This window comes from Micromonospora sonneratiae (assembly GCF_042679305.1).
In the GTDB taxonomy this organism is placed as follows: domain Bacteria; phylum Actinomycetota; class Actinomycetes; order Mycobacteriales; family Micromonosporaceae; genus Micromonospora_H; species Micromonospora_H sonneratiae.
Map to the genome: position 1 here is coordinate 41,521 of NZ_JBHTMP010000026.1, position 19,176 is coordinate 60,696.

At 69.8% G+C, this 19,176-nt stretch carries 18 protein-coding genes; 6 read left to right on the forward strand and 12 right to left on the reverse strand.

Annotated features, from left to right (window positions below):
- Positions 1 to 218: 218 nt before the first annotated feature.
- Positions 219 to 491, forward strand: coding sequence for a type II toxin-antitoxin system Phd/YefM family antitoxin (locus tag ACFQ4H_RS18030; RefSeq protein ID WP_377572142.1), 273 nt, complete (start codon positions 219 to 221; stop codon positions 489 to 491).
- Positions 488 to 757 (forward strand): type II toxin-antitoxin system RelE family toxin, encoded by a 270-nt coding sequence (locus ACFQ4H_RS18035; RefSeq protein ID WP_377572143.1) that lies wholly within the window; start codon positions 488 to 490, stop codon positions 755 to 757. Before ACFQ4H_RS18030 ends, ACFQ4H_RS18035 begins: the two co-directional genes overlap by 4 nt.
- A 55-nt stretch (positions 758 to 812) precedes the next feature.
- Here ACFQ4H_RS18035 and ACFQ4H_RS18040 read toward each other — a convergent pair whose 3' ends face one another.
- The 5 genes from ACFQ4H_RS18040 to eno form a co-directional block, all read right to left on the reverse strand.
- The gene (locus ACFQ4H_RS18040) at positions 813 to 1,748 is read right to left on the reverse strand and encodes a Ppx/GppA phosphatase family protein (RefSeq protein WP_377572186.1); all 936 of its coding nucleotides are present in this window, start codon (positions 1,746 to 1,748) and stop codon (positions 813 to 815) included.
- Between the two features lie 76 nt (positions 1,749 to 1,824).
- Positions 1,825 to 2,349 (reverse strand): amino-acid N-acetyltransferase, encoded by a 525-nt coding sequence (locus ACFQ4H_RS18045; protein WP_377572144.1) that lies wholly within the window; start codon positions 2,347 to 2,349, stop codon positions 1,825 to 1,827.
- A complete protein-coding gene (locus tag ACFQ4H_RS18050) occupies positions 2,342 to 2,899 on the reverse strand; it encodes a DUF501 domain-containing protein (protein ID WP_377572145.1) in 558 nt (185 codons plus the stop codon). The genes ACFQ4H_RS18045 and ACFQ4H_RS18050 overlap by 8 nt, the downstream gene beginning before the upstream one ends.
- On the reverse strand, positions 2,896 to 3,537 hold the full coding sequence (locus ACFQ4H_RS18055; RefSeq protein ID WP_377572146.1) for a septum formation initiator family protein: 642 nt from the start codon (positions 3,535 to 3,537) through the stop codon (positions 2,896 to 2,898). Before ACFQ4H_RS18055 ends, ACFQ4H_RS18050 begins: the two co-directional genes overlap by 4 nt.
- A gap of 104 nt (positions 3,538 to 3,641) precedes the next feature.
- A complete protein-coding gene (gene eno, locus ACFQ4H_RS18060; RefSeq protein ID WP_377572147.1) occupies positions 3,642 to 4,925 on the reverse strand; it encodes a phosphopyruvate hydratase in 1,284 nt (427 codons plus the stop codon).
- Between the two features lie 219 nt (positions 4,926 to 5,144).
- Between eno and ACFQ4H_RS18065 the strand changes: the two genes are divergently transcribed.
- Both ACFQ4H_RS18065 and nudC read left to right on the forward strand, forming a co-directional pair.
- The gene (locus tag ACFQ4H_RS18065; protein ID WP_377572148.1) at positions 5,145 to 5,849 is read left to right on the forward strand and encodes a hypothetical protein; all 705 of its coding nucleotides are present in this window, start codon (positions 5,145 to 5,147) and stop codon (positions 5,847 to 5,849) included.
- On the forward strand, positions 5,846 to 6,799 hold the full coding sequence (gene nudC, locus ACFQ4H_RS18070; RefSeq protein ID WP_377572149.1) for an NAD(+) diphosphatase: 954 nt from the start codon (positions 5,846 to 5,848) through the stop codon (positions 6,797 to 6,799). The genes ACFQ4H_RS18065 and nudC overlap by 4 nt, the downstream gene beginning before the upstream one ends.
- A gap of 63 nt (positions 6,800 to 6,862) precedes the next feature.
- Here nudC and ACFQ4H_RS18075 read toward each other — a convergent pair whose 3' ends face one another.
- On the reverse strand, positions 6,863 to 8,482 hold the full coding sequence (locus ACFQ4H_RS18075; protein ID WP_377572150.1) for a DUF885 domain-containing protein: 1,620 nt from the start codon (positions 8,480 to 8,482) through the stop codon (positions 6,863 to 6,865).
- A gap of 9 nt (positions 8,483 to 8,491) precedes the next feature.
- Positions 8,492 to 10,051 carry a MocR-like pyridoxine biosynthesis transcription factor PdxR gene (gene pdxR / locus ACFQ4H_RS18080; protein ID WP_377572151.1) on the reverse strand — a complete coding sequence of 520 codons (1,560 nt, stop codon included), beginning with the start codon at positions 10,049 to 10,051 and terminating at the stop codon, positions 8,492 to 8,494.
- A gap of 67 nt (positions 10,052 to 10,118) precedes the next feature.
- Here pdxR and ACFQ4H_RS18085 point away from each other — a divergent pair, with 67 nt between their 5' ends.
- Entirely contained in the window at positions 10,119 to 11,114 is a 996-nt protein-coding gene (locus tag ACFQ4H_RS18085) for a DMT family transporter (protein ID WP_377572152.1), read from the forward strand.
- Between the two features lie 8 nt (positions 11,115 to 11,122).
- On the opposite strand, the gene ACFQ4H_RS18090 is transcribed toward ACFQ4H_RS18085, so the two are convergent.
- The 3 genes from ACFQ4H_RS18090 to mfd are packed head-to-tail and all read right to left on the reverse strand — an operon-like array spanning position 11,123 to position 16,462.
- A complete protein-coding gene (locus ACFQ4H_RS18090; RefSeq protein ID WP_377572153.1) occupies positions 11,123 to 12,145 on the reverse strand; it encodes a nucleoside triphosphate pyrophosphohydrolase in 1,023 nt (340 codons plus the stop codon).
- Positions 12,145 to 12,849, reverse strand: coding sequence for a SurA N-terminal domain-containing protein (locus ACFQ4H_RS18095; RefSeq protein WP_377572154.1), 705 nt, complete (start codon positions 12,847 to 12,849; stop codon positions 12,145 to 12,147). Before ACFQ4H_RS18095 ends, ACFQ4H_RS18090 begins: the two co-directional genes overlap by 1 nt.
- Entirely contained in the window at positions 12,842 to 16,462 is a 3,621-nt protein-coding gene (mfd, locus tag ACFQ4H_RS18100) for a transcription-repair coupling factor (protein ID WP_377572187.1), read from the reverse strand. Before mfd ends, ACFQ4H_RS18095 begins: the two co-directional genes overlap by 8 nt.
- Positions 16,463 to 16,633: 171 nt before the next feature.
- Between mfd and ACFQ4H_RS18105 the strand changes: the two genes are divergently transcribed.
- Positions 16,634 to 17,632, forward strand: coding sequence for a cyclase family protein (locus ACFQ4H_RS18105; RefSeq protein WP_377572155.1), 999 nt, complete (start codon positions 16,634 to 16,636; stop codon positions 17,630 to 17,632).
- Between the two features lie 128 nt (positions 17,633 to 17,760).
- Here the strand turns inward: ACFQ4H_RS18105 and ACFQ4H_RS18110 are convergent, their stop codons facing one another.
- Together ACFQ4H_RS18110 and ACFQ4H_RS18115 are read right to left on the reverse strand one after the other, a co-directional pair.
- On the reverse strand, positions 17,761 to 18,369 hold the full coding sequence (locus ACFQ4H_RS18110; RefSeq protein ID WP_377572156.1) for a hypothetical protein: 609 nt from the start codon (positions 18,367 to 18,369) through the stop codon (positions 17,761 to 17,763).
- On the reverse strand, positions 18,356 to 18,799 hold the full coding sequence (locus tag ACFQ4H_RS18115; protein WP_377572157.1) for a matrixin family metalloprotease: 444 nt from the start codon (positions 18,797 to 18,799) through the stop codon (positions 18,356 to 18,358). Before ACFQ4H_RS18115 ends, ACFQ4H_RS18110 begins: the two co-directional genes overlap by 14 nt.
- Positions 18,800 to 19,176 lie beyond the last annotated feature (377 nt).

The following is a 19,176-nucleotide window of genomic DNA, read 5'->3' on the forward strand; positions in this document are numbered from 1 at the left end:
AGGCAGGCAAGCGGTTATTCACGTACGGTGGGCCGGCGCTTCGGCCAGTCGGTTTTCGGCAACCTCGGAATCCAACCGAGAAACCGTTGTTGGAGCGCCTGCTCAGCGACCTCCTTGAGCCGCTCACGCAGGCCGTACGAGGAGATTCGCCGTCATGACCATGCGGAGATCCCGTCGGATTGATCTCGCGTGTACACGAAAGCGCGTACACTAACCTCATGGCCGAGAACACCGTGACTGTCCGGGAAGCCCGCGCACATCTCGCGGACCACATCAACCGGGCCGAGGAAGGCATTCCTACGGTCATCACGCGCAACGGCGCTCCAGTGGCGGCCGTGGTTCCGATCGCAGACTTCGAAGCGCTGGAGGAAGCGGCCGACGTGATGCTGGCCCGCGAAGCGGAAGCGGTCCTGGCCAAGGGCGGCCCCACCGTAACAATGGCGGAACTGCTGGCGGATCTGTTTTCCGAGCATGACGGCAAAGCGGCGTGAAGTACGCCTTCCGGTTCACCATGGCGGCACAGCGGCAACTCCGGGCCATCAGCCGGCCCGACGCCATGCGCATCCTGGCCGCGTTGACCGCGCTCGGCGACGACCCGTACCGCGAAGACGCCGACATCAAGAAACTCACCGGCCCCTCGGGGCTCTATCGGCTCCAGATCGGTAGCTACCGGGTCGCCTACCAGATCAACAACGGCGAACTGGTAGTCCTCGCCGTCAAGGTGGGCGACCGGCGGGACGTCTACCGCAACCTTTGACGACTTGCCCGGCACCATCGCCTCCGTCACCGACGTACGGTTCCGGATCCAGCTCTCAACGCGGGCCGAGTGCCAAAGACCAGGCGATTCCGTCGAGAATGTCGTGCTCGCTGGCCACCACCGAGGTCATGCCGGCCCGCTCCATGATCACGCGGAGCACCAGCGCGCCGGCACCGATCACGTCGGCCCGGCCGGGGTGCATCACCGGAATCGCCAACCGCTGCGCCGCCGACATCGCCAGCAGGTCGCCGGTCACCCGGGCGACCTCGTCGTACGAGATCCGGGCGTGGTGGATCCGTCCCGGGTCGTACGACGTGAGGCCCTGAGCTATCGCCACGACGGTCGTGACCGAACCGGCCAGCCCGACCAGGGTCGACGCCTCGCGACCCGGCACCGCCGCCAGCGCCCGGTCCACCGTGGCGGTGATGTCCGCCTCCGCCGCCGCGATCTGCTCAACGGTCGGCGGATCGGCATGCAGGTGCCGTTCGGTCATCCGGACGCAGCCGATGTCGACCGAGACGGCCGCGTCCACGCTGCCGGAGCCGACCACGAACTCGGTCGAACCACCGCCGATGTCGACCACCAGGAACGGCGGACGCGCGTCGGTCGGAAGGCCACGTACCGCACCGGTGAAGGAGAGCCGGGCCTCCTCGTCGCCGGTGACCACCTCGGGCTCGACCCCGAGGGTACGCAGCACCATCGCCCGGAACTCGTCGGCGTTGGAGGCGTCCCGGGAGGCGGAGGTGGCACACATCCGTACCCGCTCCGCACCCAGTGCCTTGATCTCGTCGGCGTAGCCGGCCAGCGCCACCCGGGTACGTTCGATGGCCTCCGGAGCCAGCCGACCGGTCCGGTCGACGCCCTGACCGAGCCGGACGATCTCCATCCGGCGGGCCAGGTCGACCAGCGGCGCGGTCGGTCCGGCCGCCGGATCCGGCAGGTCGGCCACCAGCAACCGGATCGAGTTGGTCCCGCAGTCGATCGCCGCCACTCTCGTCGTCACGGCGGCAACCCTATTACGGCTGCCGCCGAGCGCGGCAGGCAGTCAGAGACGCAGCGGCAGGCAGTCAGAGACGCAGCAGCATCCGGCTGTTGCCCAGGGTGTTCGGCTTGACCCGTTCCAGCCCGAGGAACTCGGCGACACCCTCGTCGTACGAGCGCAGCAACTGCTCGTAGACGGCCTGCGGTACGGGTGCCCCGTCGATCTCCTCGAACCCGAAGGAGCCGAAGAAGCGGGTCTCGAAGGTGAGTACGAAGATCCGCGAGACGCCCAACTCCCGGGCCACCACCAGCAGCTCCGAGACGATCCGGTGGCCCAGCTTCATTCCCCGGCAGTCCGGGTGGACCGCCACCGTCCGGATCTCGGCCAGGTCCTCCCACATCACGTGCAGCGCGCCGCAGCCGACCACCACGCCGTCGGCCGGGCGGACCGCGACCCAGAACTCCTGCACGTGCTCGTAGAGCGTGACGGTGGCCTTGCTGAGCAAGCGTCGCTCCGAGCTGTACATGTCGATCAGCTCACGGATGCCCCGGATGTCGCTGGTCCGGGCCCGTCTGACGACGATCTCCCCGTCGATCCCGCCGTCAGGCATCCGGTGCCCCGCCCACACAGGGCCCATCGACCCACCAGGGCTCCACCAGGTCGAGCGTCTCGTCGCCGAACGGGTTGACCCCCGGCCCGGCGGCCAGCGCGTGGCCCAGGTGCACGTGCAGGCACTTCACCCGGCCCGGCATTCCGCCGGCCGAGATCCCGTCGATCTCCGGCACCTCACCGACGGCCGCCCGCCGGGTCAGGTAGTCCTCGTGTGCCGCCCGGTAGCGCGCGGCCAACTCCGGATCGGCAGCCAGCCGCTCAGCCATCTCCTTCATCACCCCGGCCGACTCCAGCCGACTACAGGCTGCCGTGGCCCGGGGGCAGGTCAGGTAGAACAGGGTCGGGAACGGCGTACCGTCCGCCAGCCGTGGTGTGGTCTCCACCACGTCGGGAAGGCCGCACGGGCATCGGTGGGCCACCGCCCGGGTGCCGCGCGGCGGGCGTCCGAGCTGGGCGGCCACCGCAGCCAGGTCGCCCTCCGTGGCTGGTTCCCGCACCGGCGGAGGTACGTGGTCAGCCGCCGACTGCTCCGGCGGTACGACTGTCACTGCGCTGGCCTTTCGTTGGCGGCCTGGATGCTCGACCACAGGGTTCCGTACCAGGGATCGGTTGCGGGTTTCCGCCCCGCGTCCGGGTCGACCCCGGCATCCCGCGCGGCACCCTCCGGGTCGAAGATCACCACGTAGCCCTTCTCACCGGGCTCGAACATGTAGAACCGTGACTTCGCCTGGATCTTGACGTAGTCGTCGTCCCGCCACAGCGCCGCCTTCTCCGACAGCTTGCCGATCTCGTCGAGCTGGGCCCGCTGGGCCGCCTCCATCCGGTCGATGTCGGCCTGCTGGTTGAGGTAGACCCGGACCGGATACGTGTAGGCGAGAGCAAGCGCGATCAGTACGGCCAGCAGCACCGTCGCCCGACCGGTGATCCGTCGGGGACGGGGTGCGGAGGTGCGCTTGACCGTTCCGGCGGCGGCTCTACGCGCCACTGCCGGACGGCTGACCGACCTGGGCTGGTCAGTGCCCCGGCCGGTGCCAGCGGTACGGGCCCGGGGCGATCCAGCTCGCGGCTCGGCGCGTACCCCGAGGTCGCGGGCCGTTGTCCGGACACCCCGGGTCCCGCCGACGCGCCCGGGCTGGCCGGGTCGGCGGGCCGGACGCTGACCGCCCGGTGTGCGGCGCTGGATCATCCTCGTCGCACCCTTCCCCCAACCCGCTGTGGTTTTTCAGCGGGTTCGAAAATATTCGGCCCGGACCCGCTGGTATCGACCAGCGGGTCCGGATCCTAGCTGGTTCAGGCAGAACGGTAGCGCGGGAACGCACCCGCACCGGCGTAGCGGGCCGCGTCGGCCAGCTCCTCCTCGATGCGCAGCAGCTGGTTGTACTTGGCGACCCGCTCGGAGCGGGCCGGAGCACCGGTCTTGATCTGGCCGCAGCCCATGGCGACGGCCAGGTCGGCGATCGTGGTGTCCTCGGTCTCACCCGACCGGTGGCTCATCATGCACCGGAAGTTGGCGCGGTGGGCCAGGTCGACCGCGTCGAAGGTCTCGGTGAGCGAGCCGATCTGGTTGACCTTCACCAGTACGGCGTTGGCCGCCTTCTCCGCGATGCCCCGGGCGATCCGCTGCGGGTTGGTGACGAACAGGTCGTCGCCGACGATCTGGATCCGGTCGCCGATCGAGGCGGTGAGGGCGGCCCAGCCGCTCCAGTCGTCCTCGGAGAGCGGGTCCTCGATCGACACGATCGGGTACGCGTCGATCAGCTTGTGGTAGTAGTTGGTCATCTCGTCGGCCGACTTGGTGCCGCCCTCGAACGTGTAGGAGCCGTTCTCGAAGAACTCGGTGGCCGCCACGTCGAGTGCGAACACGATGTCGGTGCCGACCCGGTAGCCGGCCTTCTCGACCGCCTCGGCGATCAGGTCCAGGGCAGCCGAGTTGGTGGGCAGGTCGGGCGCGAAGCCACCCTCGTCGCCCAGCCCGGTGCCGAGCCCCTTCTTCTTCAACACCGACTTGAGCGCGTGGTAGACCTCGGTGCCCGAGCGCAGTGCCTCGCGGAAGGTCGGCGCGCCGATCGGCGCGATCATGAATTCCTGGATGTCGACGTTGGAGTCGGCGTGCGCGCCACCGTTGAGGATGTTCATCATCGGTACCGGCAGCAGGTGGGCGTTGGGGCCGCCCAGGTAGCGGAACAGGCTCAGGTCGGCGCTCTTCGCCGCCGCCTTGGCGACTGCGAGAGACACCCCCAGGATGGCGTTGGCGCCGAGCCCGGACTTGTCGGCCGTCCCGTCGATGTCGAGCATCCGCTGGTCGATCAGACGCTGCTCGCTGGCCTCGTAGCCGATGATCTCGTCGACGATCCGGTCCTCGACGTTGGCGACCGCCTTCTCCACGCCCTTGCCCTGGTAACGGTCGGCGTCGCCGTCACGCAACTCGACGGCCTCGAATGCGCCGGTGGACGCACCGGACGGCACCGCAGCACGGGCGATGGTGCCGTCGTCCAGCCCGATCTCGACCTCGACGGTCGGGTTGCCTCGTGAGTCGAGAATCTCCCGGGCGACGATTCCCTCAATGGTGGCCACTGTGTCGCTCCTCGTTTTTGATTTCAGTCCGGTCCGATAGGGCCGCGACGGTGCGGCTGAGGCGTTCCGCCAAGCAGCGTATCCGGCGACGCCGGGATACCGGGCGTGGCCTCCTGGGTCCGTCCCGTTCGGGGCGACTACGTGACATTCTGGGACGCTCTCGACACTGAACGGCAACCGGTTTGCGCCTGATCCGCCCTATCGACAAGGCTAGTGAGCATGTCCGCCGCCTCGACCCCGCTTCGCGTCCTCACGGGATCGATCCTCGCCGTACTGCTACTCACCGGCTGTCAGGCCATCGAGGATGGCAGTCGAGTGATCAGCCGCGCCGACCTGGTCAACGATCTCGCATCCCGGCTCGACCGCGCCACCGAACTGACCTACTCAGCGGAGTACCAGTTGACCGGTGGTGAGAGTGCCTCGATCGCACAGACGCAGGAGCCGCTCCAGGCAGCTTACAGCTACCCGGGCGGCAAGCTGACCGTCAGTGCCGAGGCAACCACCGAGTGCCAGACCGCAGGTCCGAAGCCGAGCTGCATCCTCGACGCGCCCCCGGCGCAGACGAACCGGCCGTCGGTCACCGTCTTCACCAACGCCAACAAGCGAGGCCTGGTCACGCCACCGGTGGTCATCGGCCTGCTCACCGCCGCCGCGCTCGACCCGAACGCGGACATCGAACAGACCGACACCACCATCGCCGGCCGGCATGCGACCTGCGTACGGGTCGCCGGGGTCGACGACGCCCCCACCTCCCAGTTCAACGCCTGTGTAACAGCCGAGGGAGTGTTGGGCCAGTTCACCGGCACCCTCGACGGAAACGCGGTCGAGATGGCGTTGAGCCGTTACCGGAACACCGTGGACGGCAGCGTCTTCGAACTGCCCAGCGGAGCCACGGTCATCGACCAGCGGCCCGGCACGAAGTGAGCCCCGACCGGAGGCGGGCCGGAGGGCAGATCACCATCGCACCCGAGCCCGTCCCGGACCCACCGCCCCACTTCGGCGCAGCCGATGCGCCCCGCTTCGGCGCAGCAACCGACGCGCCCCGCTTCGGCGCAACCGGTCCGCCACGGTTCATCCCGGACGCCACAGCCGGACCCGCCCGGCCGGACGAGCGGTGCCTGGTCGTAGCGGGCCGGGAACTCCTGCTGGGCACCGATGGCCGGTTCCCGACAGTCGCCGACCTCCCGGCCGGGACAGAGTGGATCCCGCTGGGGCAGCTCGACGGTTCCCGGGTGTGGGCCGCCGCCCTGCCGGAAACCGACGACGCACTCGGTTCCTGGTACGGCTGGCCGGCACTGGCCGCGCAGGTCGACGAGCCGCTGGCTGCCCTCGCCAGCCGGGCGTTGCAGGTGGTGACCTGGCGACGTACCCACCGCTTCTGCGGGGCCTGTACGGCGGAACTCGCCGACGTGCCGGGGGAACACGCCCGGCGTTGCCCGACCTGCGACCTGTACGTCCCGATGCAACTCTCCCCCGCCGTACTGGTTGCGATCACCCGCCCCGGCACCGGCGACCAGCCCGACGAACTGCTCCTGGTCCGGCACTCGTACGGCCCGACCGAGCTCTGGGCGCTGATCGCCGGGTTCGTCGAGACGGGCGAGACCCTTGAGGAAGCGGCCTGCCGGGAGGCAGGTGAGGAGGTCGGCCTCGACATCTCCGGGCTGGCCTACTTCGGCAGCCAGCCCTGGGCCATGTCCGGGCCAGGCGTCCTGTTGGCCGGGTTCACCGCCGTGGTCCGTGACCCGGCCGCCGAGCCACAGGTCGACGGCCGGGAGCTGACCGAGGCACGGTGGTTCCCGCTGGACGCGCTGCCGCCCGAACTGCCGCCCACGTATTCGATCTCCCGGTGGCTGATCGAGCACGTACGGTCGTAGGGCTGGCAGATCGAGCACGTACGGTCGCAGGGCTGGCGGAACAGCGCGGAAAGGTCGTGCCGGTCAGACGCCGAGCAGGGTACGCAGGTGTCGGGGCGGCGGGGAGCCGTGCGCCAGCATCGCATCGTGCCACTGGCGGACCGAGGTTCCCTCGGGGCGTAGCGCCGCGACCCCGGCGACCTCGGTGTAACCGACGAAGTACGTCGACAGCTGCGTCGAGGTGAGCAGCACCCGACGCCACTTGCCGGCGGCCTCGCCCTCCTCCTGGAACGTACGCTCGGTCATCAACGCCATCGCCTCCGCCTCGGGCATCTGCTCGCAGTGCACCAGCTGATCCAGGATCGCGTTGAGGCACATCCGCAGCCGCATCTTGAGCTGCTGGATCCGTACCGGCAGACCGCCGAAGCCGAGGCCGACCATCATCTCCTCGGCGTACACCGCCCAGCCTTCCACGAACGGGCCGGACCAGCCGAGCGATCGGACCCGGGTGCTGCCCCGGTAGCGGCGGGCGTGGGCGAGTTGCAGGAAGTGACCGGGCATCGCCTCGTGCACGGTCAGGTTCCGGATCAGGTGGTTGTTGTACTCCCGGTAGAACGACTCGACCTGCTGGGCCGACCAGTCGGCGGGCGTGGGCGCGATGCAGTAGAAGGTCGGCACGGCAGCGGTCTCCAGCGGGCCGGGCGGATCGCAGTAGGCGATCGCCACCCCCCGGGCGAACTCGGGCATTTCCGCGATCACGCACGGGTCGTCCAGGATGGTCACCAGGTCCTGCTGGCGGACGAAGTCGGTCGCCTCGGTGAGCGTACGTTCCGCCAGCGCCACGATCGTCGAGTTGTCCGGGTGATCGGCGGCCAACCGGTCCAGCGCCTGGCGTACCGTCTCGTCGGTGGCCGGGCCGCCGATCAGGGCGACCGACGCCGCCCGTAGTTCCTCGATCGTCCGGTCGAGGGTGTCCCAGGCCCGGTCGAGCACCTGCGCGGCGGAGAGTTCGGTGTCCAGGGTGTGCCAGAGCCGGGCCTCCCAGAGCCGGCGACCCAGCCGGGGGTCACGACCCGGCCCGGTTTCCTCGCGCAGACCGGCCCGCAGCCATTCGGCGAACTCCTCCAGCGCCCGTACCGCCTCCCGGGCGGCCGGTTCGACCTCGCCCCGCAGACCGGGCGACTCGGCCAGCAGGGTGGGCAGTTCACTTCGAACCAGCTCCGCCGTACCCAGGAACTGCCCGACCGCCGTCTCCGCGTGGATCCTCGGCATGTCGCGCAGCGTCGCCCGCGCGGTCGACAGCGCGTCCGGTACGGCGGACAGCCGGCCCGTCAGGCTCAGCAGGCGTACGTCCGCCGGGGCGAACGGCCGGGACAGCAGGCCGTGCAGCAGCATTCCCGGGTTGTGCCGCAGCGGGTCCCACTCGTGGTCACGAACCTCGGTCAACTCGAACAGGCTGCGGTCGACGAGTGCGGTCAGTACCTCGTGGTCGACCTGCTCCGCCCGGTCGAGGGTGTCGACCTCCACCTCGGAAAGGGCGTTGGCCGCGTCCCGCAGCATCGCCACGTCGGCGGCGACCGTGTCGGCGGAGAAGTCCGGTAGCCGGTCGTCGAACCGATGGTCACCGGTTTCAGCAGCCAGCGTAGGGTTGCTGGCCAGTATCGCATCGACAATTTTGTCGGCGATGGGAACAAAGGGTGGCATACGCCCAACCTAATCGATCAGCGTCGCCAATGTTCGTATCGCACGGACCAGCTCATCGGGTGAGTGCGCGGCATAGCCCAGGGCCAGGCCGGGTGGTCCGGGCCGGCGTTGGCTTCCCTCGGTGTCCGATCCCCCAGCAGCCGGGACGGGCATCCGCAGTCGGGACAGTGGGACCGGCCCGAGGCCGGCGGCGCGGGCGGCGCGGGTCAGCGCCGCGTCGTCGACATCGGCAGGCAGCTCCACCACGAGGTGCAGGCCGGCCGCGATCCCGGAGATCTGGACCGCCGGCAGGTACCGCCGTAACGCGTCGACCATGGCGTCACGGCGCTGCCGGTGCACCCGACGGGCGCGGCGCAGGTGCCGGTCGTAGCCGCCGCTGGCCAGCAACTCGGCGAACGCCATCTGTTCCAGCACCGGCCCGCCGAGGTCGGCCGAGAACTTGGCGGTACGCGCCGCCGCCCGCAGACGCGGGGGTGCGGCCAGCCAGCCGAGTCGCATCGCCGGGGCGAGCGCCTTGCTGACCGAGCCGACATGGGCCACCAGGTCCGGGGCAAGTCCCTGGAGGCAGCCTACGGGGTCCCGGTCGTAACGGAACTCGGCGTCGTAGTCGTCCTCCACGATCATCCCGTCGACGCGGCGTGCCCAGGCCAACAGGGCGGTACGACGGCTCGGGGCCAGCACGACGCCGGTGGGGAACTGGTGTGCCGGGGTGACCACGACCGCACGTACCCCGGTCCGGTCCAACGCGGCGACGTCCAGCCCGTCGGCGTCGACCGGCACCGGAACCGGTCGCAGCCCCAGGGTGGTCAGATGTTCCCGGATGCCGACGCTGCCCGGGTCCTCGAACCCCACCGTGCTGTCGCCCCGGGCGCGTAGTGCCGCCGCGACCAGGTAGAACGCCTGCGCCGCCCCGGTGGTGACCAGCAGGTCGGCCGGGTCGACCCGGGCGGACCGTACCCGGCCGAGATAGTTGGCCAGTTCGGTCCGCAACCGTGGTGCCCCGGCCGGGTCGCCGTAGTCGAGGGCCGCGTCGGGCAACGAGAGCAGCGCCCGCTCGTACGCCCGACGCCACTGTTCCCGGGGGAACATCGCAGGGTCGGGCACGCCCGGCCGCAACGGCACCACTCCAAGATCGCGATAATCCGGGAGTACGCCTCGCGTGTCGTCGGCGTGTTGCGCCACGTCCCCACCGATCACCGCGATCTTGCCGGGCTGACCGTCGGGCCGACTGCTGATCTTGCCGGGCTGACCGTCGGGCCGACTGCTGATCTTGCCGGGCTGACCGTCGGGCCGACGACTTCCGGCAGGTGTGGCGGCAGGCGTGCTGGCGACCGTGGTACCTGAACCGCGTCGGGCCACCAGCCGCCCCTCGGCGACCAGTTGCTCGTACGCCTCGACCACCACGCCCCGCGACAGCCGCAGGTCGGCGGCGAGTCCCCGGCTGGCCGGCAGGCGGGTGCCCGGCGCGAGTCGACCCTGCACGATCGCGTCCCGCAGCGCGGCGGTGAGCTGAGCGGAAAGACCCGGCCGGCTTCGATCAAGTTCGATCAGTGTCTCCAGAGTCGACAATTGGTCCCCTCCAGCACGATCAGATTGGACCTGAACAATGGTCCAACTGGACCCTAGCGTCGAGCGGGTGAACACCAGGGACATCCGGGCTGTTCTGCTCTGCGTCGCCGGAATGGCGATCGTCGGCAGCTCGGTCTCCATCAGCCAACTCATCCTCGACTACCCACCGCTCACCGGTCAGACGCTCCGCTATGCGCTGGCGGCCGTCGTACTCCTCGCCATCGCCCGCTGGTTCCCGCAGTTCGGTGGAACGGGTCAACCTGGCACGGGCGGTCGGCCGACCCGACGTGAGTGGGGCATCCTGACCGCCCTGGCAGCCACCGGCCTGGCCGCCTTCAACGCCTGCATACTCGTCGCCCTGCCACATGCCGACCCGGCCGTCGTCGGCACCGTCATCGGCGCGGCCCCGCTGGGCCTGGCCCTGATCGGCCCGCTGCTGCGGGGCGGTCGCCCGACCGTACGACTGGTGGTCGCGGCCGGCATCGTCGTGGCCGGCACCGCCGGAGTGCACGGCAGCGGGCGGGCGGACCCGATCGGCCTGCTGGCCTCGCTCGGTGCGTTCGGCGGCGAGATCGCGTTCTCGCTGCTAGCCGCAGCCGTGCTTCCGAGACTCGGCGCGGTACGGGTGGCCGCCTACAGCTGCGCGCTGGCCGTACCGCTGCTGCTGCTCTCGGCCGTCGCGGTCGGTGAGCCCACCCGGTGGCGGTTGCCGACCGCGGTGGAGGGGGCCACGCTCGGCTACCTGGCCGGACTGATGACGGTGGTGGCCTTCCTGGCCTGGTTCACCGGGCTACGCCACCTCGGCGTCGAACGGGCCGGCATCCTCGTCGGGCTGATGCCGGTGGCCACCCTGGTCACCGCTGCGATCCAGGCCGGACGGCTACCGGACCCCGGGCAGAGCCTCGGCGTACTGGTGGTCGCGTCCGGGCTGGCCATCGGCCTGACCGCCCGTTCAACCGCCACCCCCACCGACACCCCCACCGCCCCAGCCCACCCAGCCCACCCAGCCCACCCAGTTGATCATGAAGTTATCGCCGCCCAGACCGGCCAAACACGACAATAACTTCATGATCAACTAGAAGGGGTGGATGTGTGTTCGGCGGCCCGTACGGCGTCGGCGTAGGCCAGGGCCGCCCGGCGCAGGGCCGCCTCGGCATCCAGCCCGGCGGCCCGCGCCTGGGCCACGATCTCCAGCAGGCTCGCACCGAGCCGTGTCTGGGCGTCCACCGCCTCGGGTTGTGGCACGTCGAGGCCCACCCGGGCCGCCCGGTCGAGAATCTTCGTGGCGAGCGCCAACGCCGGCTGGCTCAGGGCGATCCCGTCCAGCACCGACTCCCGCGCCTTCTCGGCCTGTTTGATCTGCTCCCAGTTGGCGGTGATCTCCTCGACCGTGCCGACCGGTGCCCCGGCGAAGACGTGCGGATTCCGCCTGATCATTTTGTCGACCAGGCCACCGGCCACGTCGTCGACCGTCCACCGCTGGTCGTCGGGCAGTTCCTCGGCCAGCCGGGCATGCAGGACCACCTGCAACAGCACGTCGCCCAACTCCTCACGGAGGGAGGGCAGGTCACCGGCGGCGATCGCGTCGTACGCCTCGTAGCACTCCTCGAGCAGGAACCGGGCGAGGGTGGCGTGCGTCTGCTCCCGCTTCCACGGGTCACCATCCGGCGACATCAACCGGTCCATCACCGCCACCGCGTCGAGCAGTCGGGCGCCAGGCGGGTCCCAGGAGCCGTACATCAGCTCCAACTCGGCCAGGCCCGGCTCCCGGGCCAGCCGCAGGCCCAGTTCCCGGGCCAGCGCCTCGTCACCGGACGGCCCGGCCAGCCACACTGCCGTGCCATGCTCGGCCGCTGCCGCCAGCAACGCCTCCGCCGGCCGAGCATCCGCCCCGACCAGCCGGGCATCCGCCGCAGCCGGGCGGCGGTCGCCGAGCACCGTTACCTCGGCGCCCGCCGAGCGCAGGGCCGTGGTCAGCTCACTCTCCGCCGCAGCCAGCACCGGATTGGCGCGTACGACGTCCCAGGCCGCCGCTGTCAGCAGACCCGCCGGCAGCCGGGGCGAGGTGACCAGCAGTACGACCCGCGCCACCATCACAACTGGCCGGTCACGTCCGAGACTGCCGGCTCCCGGTCGGTGAGCGGAACCGTCAGCCACGAGGACGCCGGCTGGACCTGTACGGGAATCCGGAAGCTCGGGTTGCCGTACTGGGGGTTGACCGTCACGTCGGCCTCGTCGAGCGCGTCCCGGAGCAGGTTACGCAGACCGACCGCCTTGCCGATCTGCTGCTGGCCGAGGTGCGGCCGAGCCGACTCGAACGAATCCGAGATCGGCACCCCCTGCACGGTCAGGTGTGAGTACACCTCCCGCTGGTCGGCCTCGGTGGGCTCGACCGACGGGGCAGTCCTGTCGACAGCTTCGACAGCCGCGTTGAACGTGGCGGCCAACTCGGCGTAGTGGGTGTTGGGCGGCAGCCTGTTGCTCAGCGCGAAGCTGACCGGGTCGACGGTCGGCACAGTGATGTCGTGCTCGGCGGCGTAGCGTGTCGCCACCTCCCGAACCACCAGCATCTGGACCACGTTGCGCCGCAACACACCGCGCTCCTCCGGACGGATCTGCTCGCTGATCTCGTCGACCACCCGATCGACATCCTGGTGCGAGAAGCTGCGGTCACCGACGTACGCGGCCACCCCGGGCTCGCTACGGCAGCCGGCCAGGGCCAGGACACCGACGGTAACGGCAACGACGACAGAAGCCAGACGACGAGCACGCTGCATGGCCGTCACTCTCTCACGCACCGGTGGCTCCCGTGGGTACCGGGTCGCCAAGGACGTCCTTGAGGAGTTGGGCACACCACTCCAGCAACGCCTGGTCGCGCAGCGGCTCGCCACCGATCCGCCGGGTGCTCGGCCGGGGCACGCTGACCTGGTCGGTCGCCGACTTGTAGACCGAGTCCGGGTGGTAGCGCTTGAGCCGCAACTGCTTCGAGTCGGGCAGCGACAGCGGCGAGAACCGCAGATGCTTGCCCTGTACGGAGACGTCGGTCAGGCCGTACCGACGGGCCAGCAGCCGGAACCGGGCCACCGCGACCAGGTTCTGCACCGGCTCGGGCGGGGTGCCGTACCGGTCGGTCATCTCGGCGACCACCTCGCGGAGGCGGTTCTCGTCACGGGCCTCGGCCAGCTTGCGGTACATCTCCAACCGCAGCCGTTCGACACCCACGTAGTCGTGCGGCAGGTGGGCGTCCACCGGCAGGTCGATCTTGACGTCGACCTCCTCCTCCGGCCGCTCGCCCTTGAACGCCTGCACCGCCTCGCCGACCATCCGGACGTAGAGGTCGAACCCGACCCCCTCGATGTGCCCGGACTGCTCACCGCCGAGCAGGTTGCCCGCTCCCCGGATCTCCAGGTCCTTCATGGCGACGTACATGCCCGCGCCCAGTTCGGTGTGCTGGGCGATGGTGGCCAGCCGCTCGTGCGCGTGCTCGGTGAGCGGCTTCTCCGGCGGGTAGAGGAAGTACGCGTACGCCCGTTCGCGACCCCGGCCGACCCGACCCCGGATCTGGTGCAACTGGGACAGGCCGAGCAGGTCGGCCCGTTCCACGATCAGCGTGTTGGCGTTCGGGATGTCGATGCCCGACTCCACGATCGTGGTGGAGACCAGTACGTCGTACTCCTTCTCCCAGAAGCCGACCATGACCTTCTCCAGGGCGTCCTCGCCCATCTGGCCGTGTGCCACCGCCACCCGGGCCTCGGGCACGAGTTCCCGGATCCGCCGGGCCGCCCGGTCGATCGACTCGACCCGGTTGTGCAGGTAGAAGACCTGACCGTCGCGCAGCAGTTCCCGGTGGATCGCCGCCGCCACCTGCTTGTCGTCGTACGCCCCGACGGAGGTCAGCACCGGGTGCCGCTCCTCTGGCGGGGTGGCGATGGTGGACATCTCCCGGATACCGGTGATCGCCATCTCCAGGGTCCGCGGGATCGGGGTGGCCGACATGGTGAGCACGTCGACGGCCGTACGCAGGCCCTTGAGGTGTTCCTTGTGCTCGACGCCGAAGCGCTGCTCCTCGTCGACGATGACCATGCCGAGGGACTTGAACCGGGTGGCCGACTGGAGCAGCCGGTGGGTGCCGATCACGATGTCGGCGGTGCCGTTGGCCGCCGCCTCCAGGGTCTGTTCGGCCTCCTTCGGTGTCTGGAACCGGGACAGCTGCCGGATCTGCACCGGGAACTGGCCCATCCGCTCGGCGAACGTGTTGTAGTGCTGCTGTGCCAGCAGGGTGGTCGGCACCAGCACCGCCACCTGCTTGCCGTCCTGCACCGCCTTGAACGCCGCCCGTACCGCGATCTCGGTCTTGCCGTAGCCGACGTCGCCGCAGATCAGCCGGTCCATCGGGGTCGCCTGCTCCATGTCCCGCTTGACCTCTTCGATCGCCGCAAGCTGGTCCGGCGTCTCGGTGTACGGGAAGGCATCCTCCAGCTCCCGCTGCCAGGGCGTGTCCGGGCCGAACGCGTGCCCCTTGGACGCCTTGCGGGCGGCGTAGAGCTGGATGAGCTGGGCGGCGATCTCCTTGACCGCCTTGCGGGCGCGGGCCTTGGCCTTCTGCCAGTCCGAGCCGCCCATCTTGTGCAGGGTCGGCTGCTCGCCGCCCACGTACCGGGACAGCTGGTCGAGTTGGTCGGTCGGTACGAACAGCCGGTCACCGGGCTGGCCGCGCTTCGAGGCGGCGTACTCGATGACCAGGTACTCCCGGTCCGCACCGTTCACCGTACGCTGCACCATCTCCACGTACCGGCCGATGCCGTGCTGCTCGTGCACCACGTGGTCGCCGGTCTTCAGCTCCAGCGGGTCGATGGTGTTGCGCCGCCGGCTGGGCATCTTGCGCATGTCGCGGGTGGTCGCGCCCCGCCCACCGGTGATGTCGTTACCGGTGACGACGGCAAGTTGCGCCGTGTCGTCGAAGAAACCGTGGTTGAGCGAGCCACAGGTGATGACCAACTCACCGGGCTTCGGAGCCTCCTGGATCGTCTTCGCGGTCGCCACCCCGAGACCCGCGTCCCGTAGCACCTCGGCGGCCCGCTGAGCCGGCCCGTGCCCCTCGAACACCAGGGCGACCGCCCAGCCGTCACCGACCCAGCGCTTCAGGTCGTCGACCACCCGGCTGGTCTCGCCGTGGTAGAGCGGGGTCGGCTGCGCCGTCAGGGTGACCGGGATCGTGTCGTCGGGGGTGACCGTCGTCGCCTCCGGCTCGTCCTCCCACGGCGCGACCGTGCTGGTCGACTCCGCCCCCACCAGGCCGAACGGGGACACCGACCACCAGGGCTGGCCGAGTTCACCGGCGGTGGCGCGTACCTCGGCCAGGCTCTTGAAGGCTGCGGCCCCGAGGTCGATCGGGGCCTGGCCACCGACGGCGGCTGCGGCCCAGCTGGCCTGGAGAAACTCCTCCGAGGTACGGACCAGGTCGTGCGCCCGGGTACGGATCCGCTCCGGGTCGCAGAGCAGCACCCGCGTACCGGCCGGCATGCAGTGCGGCAGCAGTTCGAGCGAGTCCGGACCGATCAGGGCCGGGGACAGCGACTCCATTCCCTCGACCGGGATGCCCTCGGCCAGCTTGTCCAGGATCTCGGCCAGTTCGGGGTGCTCCTGCGCCAGCGCGGCGGCCCTGTCCCGCACCTCCGGGGTGAGCAGCAGTTCCCGACACGGCGGGGCCCAGAGCCGGGACACCGCCTCGATCGTGCGCTGGTCGGCGACGGCGAAGGTACGGATCTCCTCCACCTCGTCGCCCCAGAACTCGACCCGGGACGGGTGCTCGTCGGTGGGCGGGAAGACGTCCAGGATGCCGCCGCGTACCGCGTACTCGCCACGCTTGGTGACCAGGTCGACGCGGGCGTACGCAAGGTCGGTCAGCCGCCGGGCGATCGTCTCCAGTTCCGCCTCGGCCCCGACGGCGAGCTGAACCGGTTCCAGGTCGCCGAGCCCCTTGAGCTGTGGTTGCAGCACCGAGCGGACCGGCGCGACGACCACCCGCAGTGGCCCGCCGCTCTCCTCGATCTCCGGATGGGCCAGCCGACGCAGTACCGCCAGCCGGCGGCCCACCGTGTCCGACCGGGGGGACAGGCGCTCGTGCGGCAGTGTCTCCCAGGCCGGGAAGACCGCCACCTGGTCGGCGGGCAGCAGGCTGCCCAGGGCGCTGGCGAGATCGTCGGCTTCCCGGCTGGTGGCGGTGACGGCCAGCACCGGACGGCCCGCGCCGCCCCGCTCCGGTTCGGCCGCGACGGCGGCCACGATGAACGGGCGCAGCGCCGTCGGGGCGGTCAGGTCCAGCTCGTCGCCCCGGTTCGCGCGGGCGAAGTCACGGGTACGGGCCAGCGCGGCGTTGCCGAGGGCCGCCTGAAGCAGGCCGGCAAGCATCGTCATCGATCACAACCTCCGCGTGGGCACACGACAATCACCCCGCATCCGGGCCGGGACGGGGGTGTGGGCCGACCGGTCGAAGCGGGGGAGGCGAACCTTTCCACCCTATCCCCAGTCAGCGACAAACCGCCTTGTCCCGGCATCGCCCGTTCGATCATGCTCGTCCGCATGACAGGACACCCGGACACGGAACACCGGCAGACGGACACGGATCAGCATCGGGCGGACGCGGCTCAGCGACAGGCGGAGCCGCGACAGTGGCGGGCGCAGTTCGACGCGGAGGTCAGTTTCGCCAACGGCGGCGGACTGCGTACCGAGGGCTTCCGGCTGGACATTCCGGGCACGAAGATCAGCGACGACGAGTTGGCCGCGCTCCTCGTCCGCCACCTCGGGCTGCTGATGGTGGCCGAGGTACGGATCAGCAACAAGACGATCATCCAGGAGGCGCACAAGGGCGGCCGGGGCGTATCCGCCTCCCCTGGTGCCGGGGATGCCCGACGGCTGGTCGAGTTGAGCCACGTCATCCGGGACGGGATGACCACCCTGCCGGGGTGGCCCGCGCCGCGCATCACCGAATGGCTGACCTGGGAGGCGTCCCGGGCGAACTACGCGGCCGGCACCGAGTTCCACGTCGCCCGGATCGACATGATCGCCAACACCGGCACGTACGTGGACACACCCGCCCACCGCTGGGCCGGTCAGGCCGACCTGTCCGGGGTGGCCCTCGACCGCCTCGCTGACCTGCCCGGCGTCGTCGTACGGGTCCCGGCCGGGGTGCGGGCCGTCGACCGGCTGATGCTGGCCCCGTACGAGGTGACGGGACGGGCGGTGCTGCTGCACACCGGTTGGGACGAGCACTTCGGCACCGACCGGTACGGCTCCCCGGAGCACCCGTACCTGACCGGGGACGGAGCGCAGTGGCTGGTCGAGGCGGGTGCGGCGCTGGTCGGCATCGACTCGATCAACATCGACGACATGAGCCCGGCGGCGGCCGGCACACGACCGGCGCACAGCGCCCTGCTGGCGGCCGGTGTCCCGATCGTCGAGCACCTACGCGGGCTCGACGCGCTGCCACCGGACGGTTTCCGGTTCACCGCTGCCCCGCCCCGGGTCGACGGCATGGGCACCTTCCCCGTACGCGCCTTCGCCATCGTCGGCACCGCCTGACGGTCGCCCGGCTGCCACGCGCTGCGGTGGTAGTGGTGGTGGTGCCGCCCGGTGCCATCACGCTACCCGTCATCGCGGGGTGACGCGTGGCAGCCAGCCGGGCGGCTCCAACCGCTACATCATGTTCGCTAAGGGCCTTCGCTCAGAAGCTGCGCCTCGGTCTTGGTGATGAGGGGCAGATCCTGCGCCGTACCACTCAGGGTGCCGGGCAGGGCCTTACTGTCGACATCGACCTTCTGGAAGGCCGAAGCGCTGGTCGACTTCGCGTACACGCCGGCAGGACCGCCGACCACGACGTAGCCGCCGGCACGGTCGTTGGGGCCGTACATCGCCGGGGTGACGAACAACAGGTAGGGGCCACCGGACAGCAGTCCGAGCTTGCCGGTGTTCACATCGACACCGGGGCTGACCAGGTCTATCTCCTGCACGTCCAGGTTGCCTCGGAGGACACTGGTGACGGTCATGCGCACGTACTGCGTCGGCGCCGAATCCGGTTGGCCGTGCTTGGCCGGCAGCGGAACGCTGTGCGACTTGCCCGTCGGGGTGGCCAGGATGATCGCGCTGGCCTTGTCTGCGAGCTGTTGGACCGACATGTAGTCGTACGCCCGCGTGCCCTCGACCTCGAAGCGTGGAAGTTGAGAACCTTCCTGGGCTGGGGTGGCACATGCTGCCAATCCGCCGGCGATGAGTGCCGCCGTGGCGATGACGCCGATACGCAACCGCTTAGTAGAGCGCATTGATGCCCGCCTTATCATCGCTCTGGGGGGTCGTAACGCCGGCGCTATGCCGGTTGCTGTCGTACGGATACATCAGCTTGATCGGGCTGCTCGTATTATGTGCCAGACCGAGTGCGTGGCCGAACTCGTGAGCGGCCACGCCCTGCTTCTGGGCAGTAGTATAGCTGGAAACCGATGTCCAATTTATCACTACCTCCACCTGGCCAGTGGCAAAGAAGCCACCTACGCAGGGGGTGGGAGGATCCTGGACGGTCCCCTTCTTGCGAGTGACACCGGTCCACGCCACGGTGTTGCCGCGACTCTCGTTGGTCGCATAGATGTGTTCACCCGAGTTCACCCAGGTGAGCGATGCGTCCAGACCACCCCAGGAGGCCGCCGCGTTGTTCCAGATCGGGAACGAGATGAGCGGTGACGGCACATAGTACTTCACCGCCGAGGTATTCCACTTGCATCCGTTGAGGACGTAGGCACTCGCACTCCCCTGTGGCACGACGACCGACAGGGCACCCACGAGCGCCACGACTGACGCCCGACCAACTCCTCTCAGGATGGCTGGTTTGGCACGTGGCCCCCTCAGGCCCGGACCGGATCGAGTGATTCGCATTCCGCCTCCTCCTCCAGGGCAGTCGGGGGCCTGGCCTGCCAGTCGTTACCACCACCTCGTCCGACAGCACCCCCGGGGCAACACTAGCCAATTAATAGAAGCTCTTCAATGTCTGTGAAAATCAGTCAATTGCACTGACAGCCGCCACCCGAAGCGAAGTCGAATGATCTCGACCTGGGCTTGAGCAACTACGCCCAGCGGCA